15 protein-coding genes are annotated in these 15,612 nt (G+C 43.3%); 5 read left to right on the top strand and 10 right to left on the bottom strand.

The genetic code is table 11. The features are described from left to right. Positions 1-1,178: autotransporter outer membrane beta-barrel domain-containing protein (locus tag ACK1U4_RS11790; RefSeq protein WP_419401937.1), on the top strand; the 1,178-nt coding region annotated here is incomplete at its 5' end. 82 nt (positions 1,179-1,260) lie between these two features. Here ACK1U4_RS11790 and ACK1U4_RS11785 read toward each other — a convergent pair. From ACK1U4_RS11785 to ACK1U4_RS11770, 4 genes are all read right to left on the bottom strand, one after another. Continuing rightward, complete coding sequence (locus ACK1U4_RS11785) at positions 1,261-2,082, bottom strand: 2OG-Fe(II) oxygenase (RefSeq protein ID WP_419401936.1); 822 nt, start codon at positions 2,080-2,082, stop codon at positions 1,261-1,263. 47 nt (positions 2,083-2,129) lie between these two features. Then, entirely contained in the window at positions 2,130-4,961 is a 2,832-nt protein-coding gene (gene rapA, locus ACK1U4_RS11780; RefSeq protein ID WP_419401935.1) for an RNA polymerase-associated protein RapA, read from the bottom strand. Between the two features lie 72 nt (positions 4,962-5,033). Next, positions 5,034-5,840: a DUF72 domain-containing protein gene (locus ACK1U4_RS11775; protein WP_419401934.1), complete on the bottom strand. Its 807-nt coding sequence runs from the start codon at positions 5,838-5,840 to the stop codon at positions 5,034-5,036. A gap of 32 nt (positions 5,841-5,872) precedes the next feature. Then, on the bottom strand, positions 5,873-6,328 hold the full coding sequence (locus ACK1U4_RS11770) for a diacylglycerol kinase (RefSeq protein ID WP_419401933.1): 456 nt from the start codon (positions 6,326-6,328) through the stop codon (positions 5,873-5,875). 127 nt (positions 6,329-6,455) lie between these two features. Here ACK1U4_RS11770 and ACK1U4_RS11765 point away from each other — a divergent pair, with 127 nt between their 5' ends. Then, positions 6,456-7,187, top strand: a complete 732-nt coding sequence (locus ACK1U4_RS11765; RefSeq protein ID WP_419401932.1) for an RluA family pseudouridine synthase — start codon at positions 6,456-6,458, stop codon at positions 7,185-7,187. On the opposite strand, the gene ACK1U4_RS11760 is transcribed toward ACK1U4_RS11765, so the two are convergent. The 4 genes from ACK1U4_RS11760 to ACK1U4_RS11745 form a co-directional block, all read right to left on the bottom strand. Beyond that, positions 7,188-8,066 (bottom strand): alpha/beta fold hydrolase, encoded by an 879-nt coding sequence (locus ACK1U4_RS11760; RefSeq protein ID WP_419401931.1) that lies wholly within the window; start codon positions 8,064-8,066, stop codon positions 7,188-7,190. A gap of 261 nt (positions 8,067-8,327) precedes the next feature. Further along, positions 8,328-8,738 (bottom strand): hypothetical protein, encoded by a 411-nt coding sequence (locus tag ACK1U4_RS11755; RefSeq protein WP_419401930.1) that lies wholly within the window; start codon positions 8,736-8,738, stop codon positions 8,328-8,330. Between the two features lie 233 nt (positions 8,739-8,971). Further along, entirely contained in the window at positions 8,972-9,862 is an 891-nt protein-coding gene (gene mutM / locus ACK1U4_RS11750) for a bifunctional DNA-formamidopyrimidine glycosylase/DNA-(apurinic or apyrimidinic site) lyase (RefSeq protein ID WP_419401929.1), read from the bottom strand. Next, positions 9,862-12,276, bottom strand: a complete 2,415-nt coding sequence (locus ACK1U4_RS11745; protein ID WP_419401928.1) for a RelA/SpoT family protein — start codon at positions 12,274-12,276, stop codon at positions 9,862-9,864. Before ACK1U4_RS11745 ends, mutM begins: the two co-directional genes overlap by 1 nt. Positions 12,277-12,526: 250 nt before the next feature. Between ACK1U4_RS11745 and ACK1U4_RS11740 the strand changes: the two genes are divergently transcribed. The 3 genes from ACK1U4_RS11740 (at position 12,527) to ssb (ending at position 14,972) form a co-directional block, all read left to right on the top strand. Then, entirely contained in the window at positions 12,527-13,621 is a 1,095-nt protein-coding gene (locus tag ACK1U4_RS11740; RefSeq protein ID WP_419401938.1) for a DUF1615 family protein, read from the top strand. A gap of 90 nt (positions 13,622-13,711) precedes the next feature. After that, the gene (locus ACK1U4_RS11735) at positions 13,712-14,500 is read left to right on the top strand and encodes a hypothetical protein (RefSeq protein ID WP_419401927.1); all 789 of its coding nucleotides are present in this window, start codon (positions 13,712-13,714) and stop codon (positions 14,498-14,500) included. A gap of 16 nt (positions 14,501-14,516) precedes the next feature. Then, a complete protein-coding gene (gene ssb / locus ACK1U4_RS11730; RefSeq protein WP_419401926.1) occupies positions 14,517-14,972 on the top strand; it encodes a single-stranded DNA-binding protein in 456 nt (151 codons plus the stop codon). 14 nt (positions 14,973-14,986) lie between these two features. On the opposite strand, the gene ACK1U4_RS11725 is transcribed toward ssb, so the two are convergent. Together ACK1U4_RS11725 and ACK1U4_RS11720 are read right to left on the bottom strand one after the other, a co-directional pair. Then, the gene (locus tag ACK1U4_RS11725) at positions 14,987-15,247 is read right to left on the bottom strand and encodes a type II toxin-antitoxin system Phd/YefM family antitoxin (RefSeq protein ID WP_419401925.1); all 261 of its coding nucleotides are present in this window, start codon (positions 15,245-15,247) and stop codon (positions 14,987-14,989) included. Between the two features lie 82 nt (positions 15,248-15,329). Continuing rightward, entirely contained in the window at positions 15,330-15,476 is a 147-nt protein-coding gene (locus ACK1U4_RS11720) for a hypothetical protein (RefSeq protein WP_419401924.1), read from the bottom strand. Positions 15,477-15,612 lie beyond the last annotated feature (136 nt).

Here is a 15,612-nt window from a genome sequence, read left to right as displayed (position 1 = left end):
CAACACCAACACCAACACCAACACCAACACCAACACCAACACCAACACCAACACCAACACCAACACCAACACCAACAAAGACTACGACTTTTGTTAAGGCTGTCAACAGCCACGACAACCATATATCGGAAAATCTTGCAAAAGTATTGGATAATGCTGTTGACCAAAAAATCGCCACAGGCACTAGCCCACTTGCTGATAAACTTATCGAAAGCACCCTTAATTTTGGCAGTTTACAGCTCTCAAACTTGGCAAGCCAATCTCAACCGCTATTCATGGGTTCGGTCAACCGCATGATTGCAGATAGCAACAACCAAGCCCTTAACGCTATCTATGAGCAAAACTATGACCGTGAACGCCACGTTTGGGCAAAAGCCATTGGTGCAAAATCTACCAAACAACATCAAGGCGGATTGGTCGGTTATGAAAACCAAGACGCAGGCGTGATTGTCGGAGCAGATACCGCTATCAATGATAAACTCAATCTTGGTGGTGCGTTATCCTATATCAACAGTGATGCTGACACCAATGGTCAAGTCATCAACCATGAAATGACGGCTGACACCTTACAGCTATTAGGCTATGGCGACTATCAAGCCACACCTGCCACACGTGCCAATTTCCACGTTGGCGTAGGGCGTAGCGATATTCAAGGCGAACGTCATATTGATTTAGCCAACACAACGGCAAAATCTGACTATACCGCAAATACCCTACAAGCAGGTATGGGCATCAGCCATCGCATCGGTAGTGAGAGCCGTAATATCAGCCCATTTGCTCAAGTCAATTACAGCCGTATTACTGCGGATGGTTACCGTGAAACTGGGGCAGATGCACTCAATCTTGATGTTGCCGAACAGCAATATGACAGCTTCCGCTCAACGCTGGGTGTACAGTTCAAACAACCACTTGGACAACGTGTTGCCCTAACAGGTAAATTGGCAGGTGCGATTGAAAATGGCGACCCACGCACCGATATTACCGCCAATTTTGCAGGAACGCCAAACTCTAGCTTTACCACGCTAGGGCAAGAAGTCGGTCAAGAAGTTGGTATTGCAGGGCTGGGTCTAAGCTATAAGCCAACCGCTAATATTGATATCTCTGCCAACTATATGGGCGAATGGCGTAAAAACTACGACAATCAAGGTGTATCGTTAGTTTTCACCAGTAAGTTCTAACCGTATCCTTTATCCACAATACAAAAAACCGATGCTACATGAGCATCGGTTTTTTTATGGTAATTCCTACAAACATTGCGTATTAATACGCTGATTGTCTAAGCCACTTTGTGGCGATATATTTTGTCCCTTGTACCACAGGTACACTGGCATGAAACGTCAAATCATCGGTTTGCCCTGTCAATAAAGTATTGGCAAAATACAATGCCATACCTGCTTTCGGACGTACCTCAAAATTCATGGTTGGAAACCGAGTCGCCCCACCACGCTCAACATCCGACAAGTACATCAAAAATGTGCCGACCCGTTGTCCACCATGTTCCATTTGCTTGGCACTACCTTTTTCATTTTTATTAAAAAAGTCAAAGTGTGCTTTATATTCACCGCCATCTTGATAGCGTAAAACTTGAATCCCTTCACCATTTTCAACAGGCCAATGCAACAACGATGAAATACGGCTTTCAATTACTTTAATAATCTCAAACTCACCACGAACAAAGCCAGTATTCATACTGGTTCTCGCATAATGCTCGACAAATTCACCTGTATCTTTATCCACGACTCTTGCAGGATTAAATTTATCATTAGAAACTTGCAACATTTGCTGACATTCTTCGGCAGATAAAAAATCATCAATCACCACCACATAAGGTTTTTGACAAACAAACGTCAAAGACACCGTTTTATCAGATAGCTCAATTTGATTACTACTCAAATCAATCATCGGCATATCAAGGGTCAAATCAAAATCTGACAACATGGCATACATCGCATCAACCAAGCCTTTTTCAAGCATAGATTGTGCCAAACGGCGTGGATGAATACCTGCATTATAATTATTAATCAGCCATTCTTGCCAGCTTTTATCAAGATATTGCATGACGCTTAGTTTTTCTAATTCCATCGTGTTATCCTCAATATGGCTAAAAATGACTTAATTACTTTACTGACTTACGGCTTCACCGCCACCAACACCCGAATACTATCAGGAATTAGCGATAAGTTGGTCAACGCCTCTAACCCTTGCTCATGCAGTCGTTCAACTTGACGAATCTCACTATCACGCACATTGGGGTTCACCGATTGCAAATACTGCAACCGCTCAATTTCTCGTTGCCAACGCTGAGTAAATAGCGACTGGGCTTCCTCACTGATACTCGGTAACTGCTGATTTGCCAGTTCAACCGCTTGCTGATAGCGATTTTCAATGATATCACGGCGAGCCTTAATCACCTGTCTTGCTCTGGTTTTATCAAGGCGGTGAATATGGTTCGCAATCATCTCTGGGGCAATTTTTTCGCTAAAATCTGTCCCTTGTTGACTTAAAAACACACGGATAAAAGGTTTTGGCAAAAATGCGGTGAGATTGAGCAATTTAGGGGCAATCGCCTCCACACGGAAATTCACTTCGAGCAACACCAAGCCCTCTGGCATGGCGTTACTTGCCAAAGTCGCCACGGTCGTGTTGCCAAACGTGCCACTATTCACCGTTTCAAAGATACTTTGCATCAGCGGATGTTCGTAAGTCATAAATGCCATGTCTTCACGCACAAGGGCTTGCTCACGCTCAAAGGTCAAAGTCATGCCGTCTTCTGGAATCGCCAACCCTTGCACCTGCATCTCATCCGAGGGATGAAGCATCAGCGAGCCGTCACGCTGTCCGCTGTAGTCCATGTTGATGGACGACATAAACCGCTCAAACAGGCGTGGCAAGGTATGGGTATCATCAAACTCACGCATGGTATAGGCAATCTTACTCGCCACACGAGGGCGACAGGAGTTGTATTCAAGCAGACGGTCACGCCCTGCCTGCATAGCTTCCTCTAACGCCAAGCGTTGGGCTTGCCCTTCGTCAATCAACGCATTTAAGCCATCAACCGTGCCTTTACCCTCCAGCATCGGTTTTAAATCGACAATAAACTGCTCTTGTACGGTTTGAGCCGTTGGCGAAATTTGGTTAAAAATATTTAACGCATCGTTATACCAATGATAAAGGCGTTCGGTCGCTGTCCCCTCGACATACGGCACATGAATGGTAATCAGATTTTGTTGTCCAATGCGGTCAAGCCGTCCGATACGCTGTTCGAGGGTATCTGGATTGGCAGGCAAATCAAACAAAATCAAATCACTGGCAAACTGAAAATTACGCCCCTCCGAGCCAATTTCAGAAGCCAAAAGAATTTGAGCTCCTTCTCTATCGGCAAAATACGCTGACGCTTGGTCACGCTCAAGGAGGGTCATCTGCTCGGTAAAAATCGCTGTCTTAATCCCTGCATGGAGGCGTAACACGGCTTCAAGGCTTTCCACCGTTGCCCCACTGCGAGCAATTAATAGCACTTTTTGGTGTTTGAGTTCGTGTTTTAAAATATCAATCAACCACGGCACACGAGGGTCTTCCTCCAGCCAACTGCCGTCTGGTTGATTTTCCTCGCTCCAAAGCTGTTCACGCAATTTGCCTTGCGTATGGTAGCTGTTTTGCCACGTTGCAGGCAATGGCAACGGATACGCCACCGAAGTGCGTCCTTGAAAGCCAGAAATCAACTCTGCCACACTATCACGAGTATTGCGGAACAACACTCGCCCTGTGCCGTGACGGTCAAGCAATTCATTAATCGCACGCCCACGCCCTTGTTCATCATCGGTGATATCATACCCTAATAGTTGAGCAAGGGCGGATTTTTGCGAATCACTGAGCGGACGGTCGCTTAATAAAATTTCGGCAATTTGGGCAGTTTGGCTAAAGTTTTCTTCCGCTTCAATAAAATCATCAAGGTCAGCAAAACGATTTGGGTCAAGCAAGCGAAGCCGTGCAAAATGGCTTTCTAGCCCCAACTGCTCTGGCGTGGCGGTCAATAACAACACGCCTGCGGTCTGTTTGGCAAAGTCTTCGACCAACTCATATTTATCATTGCCGCCTTGCTCACTATCCCAGTGCAAATGATGGGCTTCATCCACCACCAACAAATCAAACCCTGCTTCAAGGGCTTTTTGGCGTAAATCCTCATGGTCAAGCAACAAATCAATACTGGCGATAATGCCTTGCTCGGTCAAAAATGGGTTTTGCTCTGGGTCATGCTCGGCAATCGAGGCAGTACGCACCAAATCAAAAATCGCAAACTCAAGGTTAAAGCGTCTGCGAAGCTCAATCATCCATTGGTACTGCAAGCTATCTGGCACTAGCACCAACACTCGCTCGGCTTTGCCATTAATCAACTGCTGATGAATAATCAACCCTGCTTCAATGGTTTTACCCAATCCCACTTCGTCCGCCAACAGCACACGAGGGGCGATACGCTTGCCAACCTCATGGGCGATATACAACTGATGTTCGATAATATCGACCCTCGCCCCCATCAAGCCCTTGAGCGGATGACCTGCCAAATTGGCTTGGGTGCGAAGGATTTCTTGACGCAATTCATACCAGTCATTTTGGTGAATACGGCTTGCCAATAGGCGTTCTAGCGGTTTGGCAAGGGTAATATTCGCCCCTAGACGAGTTTCCATGATGGGTTTATCTTGCCCAACGACATGGTATTTGTACACCCCTGCGGTTTCTTCGACCTCGGTCACTTCAAAGCTATGCCCATCTTGGTCGGTGATGGTGTCGCCTGCCTTGAATAGCACTCTCGATAAAGGGGCGGAAGTTTTGGCATACACCCGTGTTTCTTCACTTTGTGGAAACAGAATATGCACACAGCGGTCATCGACAAGGACGACCACGCCCAAGCCCAATTCGTTTTCGGTGTCAGAAAGGTAACGTTGTCCAATGGCAAAATCAGTCATACTACTTTAATACCTAGCGTTTTATCAAAATATAACCTTTTATAATAACAAATTTAGCGATTTCAAGCGATGCTATTCTGTGGTTTTTGTGATTATCACTGCTAAATTTTGCTCAAGTAAGGCGTGTTGTAACATCGCAATATTATACACCGCATGGGCTTTAACGGTATTTTCAAAAAATACATACAACGTATCAAAATTGGCTTGCTGATTAGCAATCGTCATCGCCCACGCTTGCATCTCCGCCTCGCTATAACGATAATCATGGCGTTCACTTGCCGAATGAGCATCCCACCAGTTGACATTTTTGCCGTGCATTCGCAGATAACCTATCCGATTGGTAAACAGTAAGCCACTGGGTGGCAAGCCTTTTACATTGGGATAATCGACACTGCACCAGCTCAAATTTTGCTTGGTAAAACTGGCATACACTTGAGGCGTGTGCCAACTTTGATGGCGAAACTCAATCGCTAATGGCAACCCTACAAACCAACTGGTCAGCATCGCTAAATATTGGCGATTGTGAATGGTACGGTCAAAACCGTGCGGAAACTGAAGCAACAAACTTGCCAAACAATCCGCCTCAATGATTGGGCGAATGGCATCCATAAAAGCAATGGCAGTCTGTGGTGTGGCGGTGAGATTGTGGCTAAAGTCTTGGTGTAGTTTGATGGCAAATTTGAGGTTATTTTCAGATTTATTCAGCATTCCCTCATAGGCTTTGCGACCAATCGGAGCATAAAAACTGCTGTTAATTTCTACCGCTGGATAATGTTTGGCATACTCAGTCAAAAATTCCGTTTTCTTCGTCCCCACAGGGTATAACGCCCCGACCAAATCAGTATCGCTATAGCCCCCTGTGCCAAGATAAATGGGCATAGTGTTCCTTCTACATTATTAGTTTAATACGGTTACATAAAGGTAGCGTACAACGCCATCATCCACAGCATAAACAACAGAGTCAATGCCAAAAGTTGGGCTGCCGAACCGACATCTTTACCGATTTTGGCAAGCGGATGGCGTTCAGTAGAAGTATGGTCGATGGACGCTTCTAGCCCTGTGTTAAAAAGCTCCACCACCAACGAGAAAAACGAGGCAAATACCAACAACATTTTGATAACAATGCTAAATGGCATCACCACCAACACCAACAATAACACACCATTGAGCCATGCCACTTGCCGAAAGGCGGCTTCATTTTGGTAGGCAGCCAGCAAGCCATCTCGTGAGTAGGTACTGGCATTGATAATGCGTGTGATACCTGTTTTGCCTTTGGCTTGTTGGGCGTAGCCGTCAAGGTGGCTGTGTAAGGAGCTGTTGGTGTCTGAAGTCGTTGAGTTGGGTGGTGTGTTATTGTGTGTGGTCATGGCGTTTTTTTGGTACAATGAGAACAATTGATGATTATAATAGCATAGCTAACCGCATTAAAGTTTTCAAAAATGGTAAATCTTATCAATGCTCAGTTCAGTAAATTATAGAGATTGTACACACCCCATGCGACCACTTCCCCAAGCCCTCACTCCAGAATCCATTGCCAAGCGAAATCTTGAAGAAAGCCAGCAACCACAAAGCTTTTTTGACGACTTCGCCCAATCCGTCACCCTGTACCGTGATGACGACATCTGGGTCATTGACAAGCCCCACGGACTGCTCTCAGTCGATGGCAAAGACCTCAAAGTCAGCCTACAATCTCGCTTGCTACGAGCTGACCCCAATGTCAAACTCATCCACCGCCTTGACATGGACACCTCTGGGCTGATTATCTTCGCTCGCCACAGTGAAGCCCAAACCCATATCAGCAAGCAATTTATTGACCGCTTACCGACCAAAGAATATCAAGCCGTGGTATGGGGAACGACACCACAACAAGGTGAAATCAACGTCCCTGTGCGTTACGACCCACCGCAAAAACCCAAACATATCGTGGATATGGACTGGCATAAACACGCCTTGACGCATTTTAAAACCTTGCACCACGAACTTCGCCAAGGCAAGCCTGTCAGCCGTGTGGCGTTGTTCCCTGTGACTGGGCGTAGCCATCAACTGCGGGTACATATGCTTCATATTGGTCATGTCATGCTAGGCGACCCCATCTATGCTCAAGATATTTTGGATGGTGAAGCGTTTGAGCTGTCACCACGGTTGTGCTTGCACGCCCACAAGCTAAGACTAAAACACCCCAATACAGGGGCGTGGCTAGACTTTGAATGTGATGTGCCTTTTTAGTTAAGCGTGTTTTTCTAACCAATCCACTGCCTGTTGCCACAATACTTGATTTTGACGGCTAAAAAACTTCATATGACCGATATGTTTTAGCCCATAATCTTTGGGATTCAGCGTTTTGGTGGTTGCTTGTATATTGGGGAATACCCGAATCATATCTGCCACGTTTTTATCATTGGCGATATCATCATCAGGTGCATTAACCCACAGTGTAGGTAGTTTGACTTCATCATAATAATGGGTTTGCACGGTTTTACCAAAAGCGGTTTTGATATAGCCCGAGCCATTACACCAATCACGCCATTGCTTGGCGACTTGTTTTGGCAAATCCTCACCCATGCCGACTTTCGAAGTTTTGGTATAGCCAAATATTAGATTTGACATTGGGATAAACACATCCATAAAGTACATGGCTTTGGCACGATAGGGCATTGCCATATTGCGGATTTGTCCAGACGAGCACGCCACATTAAACACGGACGTTAGCTTGTCATGGTTTGGCATTAGTCCAAATAGCTGACCACCTGCACTATGCCCAATCAGATGATAGCTGGTATTGGGGAAGGTTTGCATCAGTTTATCCAATATCGCCGTCATGTCATAGCGTCCCCAACTTATAAGCGAGGCGTTCGATTTGGCAATATCACCTTCTAATGAGTCACCAATGCCTTCATTATCAAAGGTCATCACGCCATAGCCATTATCAGCCAAAAACTGAGCAAAATTGTGATAAAACTGGCGTTTAATCCCTGTCGCAGGTGCAAGCATAATACCTGCTTTTACGCTTGATGCCGCCAGTGAATTATCCGTATTGGGGGTATAGATTGTGGCGGTCAGATTGGTATGATGGTCAGTTGCGACCCTAATATCTTGAGTTGACATATATCATCCTTTATATCGGTGGGTAATCCCTAAAAAAGGATTAAATTATCATAAAAAGTAGTATAAGCAAATCAGCGACTTAGCAAATAACTTGAACGCATCAGTTATGATTATTTAAGGCAAAAAAAACAGCCCTCAGTATGGCTGTTTTATAGTCGTACAAATCATCGTTTGATTTTCCGTGGGTTATGCTTTGCTAACCCACGCTATTAGATTAAATTTTATCAAATATGTTTGTTTTGGCACTCACCCATTAAAATACTAAGGCTTATTCACAATCACATGCTGGTCAGTATTAATTACCACCTCTGATGGGCCGTCAACTACCACACGCACTTGGTTATTATTGGCTTGTCGGCTTCTAAAATACGCATCCTCAGCAGGCGTACAGCCCAAACATCTATCCATCGCATAGTATGGGTCTTCAATGAGTGTTTTACGAGCTTGCATCATATCGCCATTAAAATAGGTAAAAGGCAAGCTGACGACCCAAGCAGCCGCCCCAAAGCCCACAGCGATAGCCCCTAATGGTTTACCCACTGTCGCATCTGCCACCATTTTACCATACGTAGGACCAAAATCTTTTTCATCAATTTCGGTGGCGGCAAAACTTGGGGCAATGCTTGCCATTGCTAATGTCGAAACCATTACAAATTTGGTCAATGCTTTCATAAAATGCCTCACATCTCAGAAAATTATTCGTGATTTTTTTGAAAATTATTAGGTTACATTACAGCAAGTTTACCGAAATTTAGCAAGTGAATTTGTGTTTAATACCCCAACTTTTGGATTAGCGGTGTATTAAAGACAAACTATAGTGAATTAAATCAAGAATAATATGTTGAGGTTTTGGGCGTATGCCATACGCTTCTACAAAACTGGGGTTATTTCTACTTTAAACGACTCTACTTTTGGTTGTTATCATTCACCAGTGGCTGACATTGGGGGCAAAAGGTACTGGCTCGTTGGGCGATTTTGACATTTTCTATCATCGTGCCACACTGCGGACATGGCTCACCACCTCGCCCATACACACGTAGAGTCTGCTGAAAATAGCCTGTTTTGCCATTGCCTACCGTGAAGTCTTTAAGGCTAGAACCACCTTTTTCGATAGAGATTTCAAGCACTTGCTTGATAAACTTCACCAAAGTTGTGAGCTGATTGAGCGTCAATGTATCGGCTGGCGTCAACGGATGAATCCCTGCCAAAAACAGACTTTCGGTGGCATAGATATTGCCCACGCCCACCACCACGCTTTGTTCCATAATCACGGCTTTGATGGGTCGGCTGATGGGTTTGGTTTTTTTACCCAATACTTTTTTCTCTAAAGACTTCTGAGGGGTGTGCTGAATAAGGTCATACAAGTATTGTCCTGTAAAGCCGTTATCCAATGGCTCAATGCCCAAGTTTTTGATGAGTTTATCGTAATAATCTGCTAGCCATAGCACCATGCCAAAGCGTCTAGGGTCGTGGTAATGCAGTTGTTTACCATTGCTAAAGTCGATAATCAAATGGTCGTGTTTACGTTTATCAAAGCCGATATCATGTTGTTGCAAGCTACCTGACATACCTAGATGTATGAGCAGTTTTTTTTCAACATTACCCTTGTTAAAGGTCAAAATCAGATATTTGGCACGCCGTTCGATGGCGGTGAGGGCATAGCCGACAAGCTGTGTGATATCCTGCGGTATTTGCCACCGTAGTTTTGGTTGAAACACTTGTACTTGCTCAATGGTTTGATTTAGCAGGGGTTTTAGACTATCGCCAGTGGTTTGGACTTCGGGTAATTCGGGCATTAGGTTTTTGTCCCCACCACACGTCTTGCCAAAATGATGCCATGCTGTTGCTCAAGTTTGGCAAGCAATTTGGATAATTGGGTTAGCCCAGACACTTCAACATTAAAATTCAAACGAGCGATATCATCCGCACCACTTAAGGTTTCAACTTGGCGAATATTGACGTTTTCTTGGTCAATGATTTGGGTCAAATCTCGCAATAACCCTCGGCGGTCGTAGGCTTCCATGTAGATTTGTACCATCTGACTTTTGCCTTTATTGCCATACCAAGCGGCACTGATGGCTCGCTCTGGCTCACGTTCAATCAACCGATGATACTCGATACAGTCCTCACGGTGGATGCTCACGCCATTGGACTGGGTGATAAAGCCTGCAATTGGCTCGCCCTGCACAGGGCTACAGCACCCTGCAAGGTGCATGGGGATATTGTCCAAGCCATCAACTTCGATTTTATAAGCATCCAGTTTACCAGTGGCTTTGGGATGGACACTCGGCACAAGGTCAGTTTCGACCACGTCAGGCTCAAGGTCAAGATGACGGCTGATATGCCCTGTCAAGTCATGCAGTTCTACATTGCCATTGACCAGCCCCACCAAGATATCATCGCTGTTTTTGGCATTAAAGAATTTGACGTAATCATTTAAATCAATGCTGTTAGGGTGTACCGACATTCGAGCCAGTTCTTTGGTCAGGATGTGCTTGCCAGTTTCGATGTTTTTATCACGGTCTTGTTTGTTAAACCATTGACGTAGCTTGCTTCTGGCTCGACTGGTATGAATATAGCCCAGTGATGCCACCAGCCAATCACGGTTTGGCTCACGAGATTGTTTGGTGATGATTTCGACCTGCTCGCCTGTTTTTAGCTGATAGGTGAGTGGTACATAGCGTTGGTTGACCCTTGCTGCTTGGGCTCGATTGCCGACTTGGGTATGCACATAATACGCAAAGTCGAGTACCGTAGAGCCTTTGGGTAATTCAATAATATCGCCATCTTTACTAAAGACATAAATCCGCTCAAATTCCCCAAAATCAACGACTTGTTCTTCCTCATCGACTTCTTGCCCTTCGCTATCGTTGTGTTTATTTAACACATTCTTGAGTGGGTCGGCATTGTCGGTGGGGTCTTGATTGAGCAAAATTTGACGCAAACTACTGATTTTACGAGTCAGATAGTCGTCTTTTTTGTTTTTTGTGCCTTCTTTATAATTGACGTGGGCACACATCCCAAGCTCAGCTTCATAGTGCATATCAAAGGTACGAATCTGCACTTCAAGCGATTTATTTTCGGCAATCACAGCAGTATGTAATGAGCGATAGCCATTGGCTTTTGGGTTTGTGATATAGTCATCAAACTGCTCTGGAATGTGCCGCCATAGCCCATGCACCAAGCCCAATACATGATAACAATCGGGCAAATTATGCACCAACACTCGCAAGGCACGGATATCATACAATTGGTCAAATGACAGCGATTTGAGCTTCATTTTGCGATAAATCGAGTAGATATGTTTGACACGCCCTGTGATTTCGCCCTCTATGCCATGCTCGGCAAGGGAGGCACGCAGTTGGTCAGCCACTCGGTCGATATAATCCTCACGCTCACTACGTTTTTCGGATAACAGTTTGGCAATTTCTTTATAGCGGTCAGGGGCAAGGTAACGAAACGATAAATCTTCGAGTTCCCATTTGAGCTGTGCAATGCCAAGACGGTGGGCGAGTGGGGCATAAATCGTCATCACCTCACGTGCCACACGCACTTGACGCTCTGGCGTGGCAAACGACAATTCACGCATAGCGAAGGTACGTTCGGCAAGCTTTATCAATACCACACGCACATCATTGGTCATCGAAATCAGCATATTATAGATGCCCGACAACTGGTCACGTTGGTTATTGTTAAAATGGTCTTCGAGGCGTTTGTTATTTTCGATTAAATCAGATAGGCGACCCAATGCCAAAGTTTCATGCACCAAACTGGCAATTTCTTTGCCAAATTCGGCTTGAATTTTTTTCTCAGTGATTAAATTTTTACGAGCAGCACGGTACAGCATAGCAGCGACCAACGTCACTTCATCTTGGTATAAATAACCCAAAATATCTGCCATGCCCACGCCTGTCAAAAATGCATTGGAACGCTGAGTGGGGGAATTTAAATCTTGAATTTGTAAAAAATCACAGGCTTTAGCAAGCTCTGGCAAACTCGCTTGATTGGCACGCTTTGCCATCGACTTGAGCCAAGCCTCCGTATCAATGGTATGGTCATCAATGATATGGCTGGCAGGCTCAGATAAAATTGGTAAATCTGTATGGGTAAAATGGCGTTGTTTGGCAGTCAAATTGGCTATCATGGTCACGCTGTCATGCTCACCATCACTCCCATCCAATAAGGGCAGACTTTCTCGAATTTTTACCATGTTACGCTCCACTTTTTGATATCGCTATCCATTGCCTCATCCTTATTTACTAAAAATGGCAAAATAGCAAAATTCACTCAACCTTTTTCACCAATCCTTGGGTTATAATTGTCCACCACTATTAGTATAGGTCACTGCGATGAAATTACCACAGATATTTGTTACTAATCGTCTAAAAAAAGGGCTTACACACACGCATTCCAACACGCCAAATACTCGTGCCTTGGCAACATTGACAGCCCTTGCCAGTATGTTAGGGCTAACAGGCTGTAACTACTTAGCCAAACCCAAAGTCGATAACAGCCTATCTATCGACAAAATCGCCACCCTATTACCCCCTCGTAACCAAGACAAAACTGCATGGGCGACCGATATTCACGACATTTTTAACACCCTAAAAATCGAGCGTAACGCCCCAAATCTCTGTAGTGCCATCGCCATCATCGACCAAGAATCCAACTTTAAAGCCGACCCACCAGTCGCCAATCTTGGTAAAACCAGTCTGACCGAACTCAATGCCAAACTTGATGAAAAACTGGGTAATATGTTGGCAGGGTATTTTCGCAATATGCTAAAAAACGAACCCACGCCACAAAATAGCTTTGAAAAACAAATTCTGAAAGTACATACCGAACAACAGCTTGACAAACTATACCACCAAATGTTTGAGTATTTTTCACAAAAATATTACACCAATAAAATCACCAACCTTACCAAAATCGTTGGCGGTGACATTGCCGAAAAACTCGACCCCATCACCACGCTCGGTAGTATGCAGGTACATATCGACTACGCACGAAACCATCAACGCCTCAGTGGCAACAACGAAGAATTACGCCGAGATTTATACAGTCAATATGGGGGATTATATTATGGCATTCATCGGCTAATGCTATACCAAGCCAACTATAGCGACCCAATTTATCGTTTTGCCGATTATAATTCTGGGATGTATTCGAGCCGAAATGCAGGCTTTCAAAAAATGCTTGCCGAATTGACCAAACAAAAAATCGACTTGGATGGGGATTTGCTCAATTATAATGGCAATGTACAAAGCCAAAGTGAAAAGGCATTAAACGGCATGGCACAGCAAGGATTATTGGCATTGACGGCACGCCAAATTCATAGCGAACTGAGCCGAGAAAAAAGCCAAAACTTTGCCGATACTGAAATTTATCACACCATTAGCAGTTTGTATAAAATGAAAACAGGTAAAGAGCCGATTGTGGCGATGATGCCCCAAGTGGTGATAAGTGGGGCGAAATTAAGCCGTGACTATGACACCAACTGGTACGCCAGTGCGGTGAATAAGCGGTATTTGGCGTGTATGGCAAAAGCGAGATAAGATGGATTTATGTTGGTTTGCTTATTGCTAAAAGTGAATTAATATCAGATAATAATTTATTTACTTCCTACAGTAAATCGGAAATTTAATATGTATGTGACTAACTTTAACTTAGGTAGAATTGTAGAAGTTATTGAAATAGACATCAATGACTTACCTTTTAATAAAGAGCAAGCATCTGTTTTGTCTAACTCTGAAAGATTATTTTTAGAAAAAGCTAGGGAGTTTTTCCAAAATAACACTTTTAAAGTTCAAAGAATCAAGCCATTAGGCATTCAAGATACCCATAGATATGTAAATGAAGGAAAACCCCCAGCTTATCATATAAACAGTGATTGTGAATGGCTACATAAAGATTGGGATAGCTATCCTATACCATTTTCTATTAAAAATAGAGGTGATGAAGCTGTAGAAAACTATAGAAATTTTGTCCGAGAGTTGGATTTAGGAAAGCAAGGTGATAGGTTAGCAGTATGTGCTCAATTTCACATATCTGAATCTGAAATTGGGCAAAAAGTGGAAAGGAAAAACTCAGGTGCAACAGATTTTGAAAAAAATATATCAAAATTGAGTTCTCAAGAACTGCAAAATCAAATTACTGATATTCATCAACAGTTAGAAAGCTTTTCAAAGCAATCAGAAGACCATATTAAGATATATAGGTTAAAGTATCGTGAGCCTAAAGATATCAAACTTGCGATAAGAAATAGGTCTGACGAGATAAAAAAACTAGCAGAAGAATTTTCTCTACTAAAAGAAAGGCTAATTTTATCTTATATTGAAAAACTTAAAAAAGATTCTAATTTTGACCAAGCAAATATTAATGTTGAATTGTTGAAAGAACTAGGGTTTAGACCTTGTTCATGTGCAAGACAATAAATGGGGGGGGGTGTTTATGAAGGGAATTAATAAGGCAATAATTATAGGTAATTTAGGTGCAGACCCTGAAGGAGTTTCTTTTGCAGATGGTGGAATGATAACTAATTTTTCTATTGCGACTAGCGAGGTTTGGACAGATAACAATGGAAACCGTCAAGAAAATACTCAATGGCATAAGATTAGACTTAATGGAAAACTAGCAGACTTAGGGTTAAGATTTTTAAAAAAAGGCTCAAAAGTTTATGTTGAAGGTGCAATAAAAACTCGTAAATGGAATAATGATAAAGGTGTAGCACGCTATATTACTGAAATTCATGCTGAAAGATTTGAAGTTTTAGACTTACCAGAATCAAATTTTCAAAGAAAAAATGAAAATTTATCTTCTTTGCAAAAAGAGTTAAATCATAGCACTGTTAATGCTGAAATCAATCAATCAATTGGAAATGATTTTTCTAAAGATATACCTTTTTAAAATCCTCTTTTTTACTAAAAAAAGCATTTGACCTCAAGCAAATCATGGGCTTTACCAAGTTTTGCTTGTGCAATGGATTCTCGCAAACGCTCTGCATTATTGGGGCTACTGAGCAAATAAGCGGTTTCTTCATAAGCATTGAAATCTTTTAGGCTAATCAAAACAGTCGGTTCAGCATTTTGTCGAGTGATAATCAGTGGATTACGGTCAACCACCACCCTATCAAGTGAGGTCGCAAGATTCTTGCGTAAATCAGTGTAGCTAATTACATCCATTTTTTACTCCAATTTAAAAAAAACGGTTTATGTACGGATTATTGTACCTTAATCGTTATTCAAGTCAACTTGATTGAACTTGTCAATCCAATGTTTTCCGATATCTTACCATCGCAATCACACCCACCACCAACATCACCCCCAACATTGCCAAAAACTCAGGATACAGCAACTCAAGCGTTGCCCCTTTGAGCATAATCCCTCGGATAATGCGTAAAAAATGCGTCAATGGTAACACCTCGCCTAATATTCTACTAGAGGTATAATACTTACGCCCTATCAAAAAATAAAAACCCCCACTCGACTGAGTGGGGGTTTACTTAAGAGGGTGTTGACGATGACCTACTCTCACATGGGCGAACCAC

It is taken from the genome of Moraxella sp. TY6 (assembly GCF_048551375.1).
In the GTDB taxonomy this organism is placed as follows: Bacteria; Pseudomonadota; Gammaproteobacteria; order Pseudomonadales; family Moraxellaceae; genus Faucicola.
Note: the sequence above shows the minus strand (reverse complement) of the source record. Positions and strands in the feature narration are given on the sequence as shown.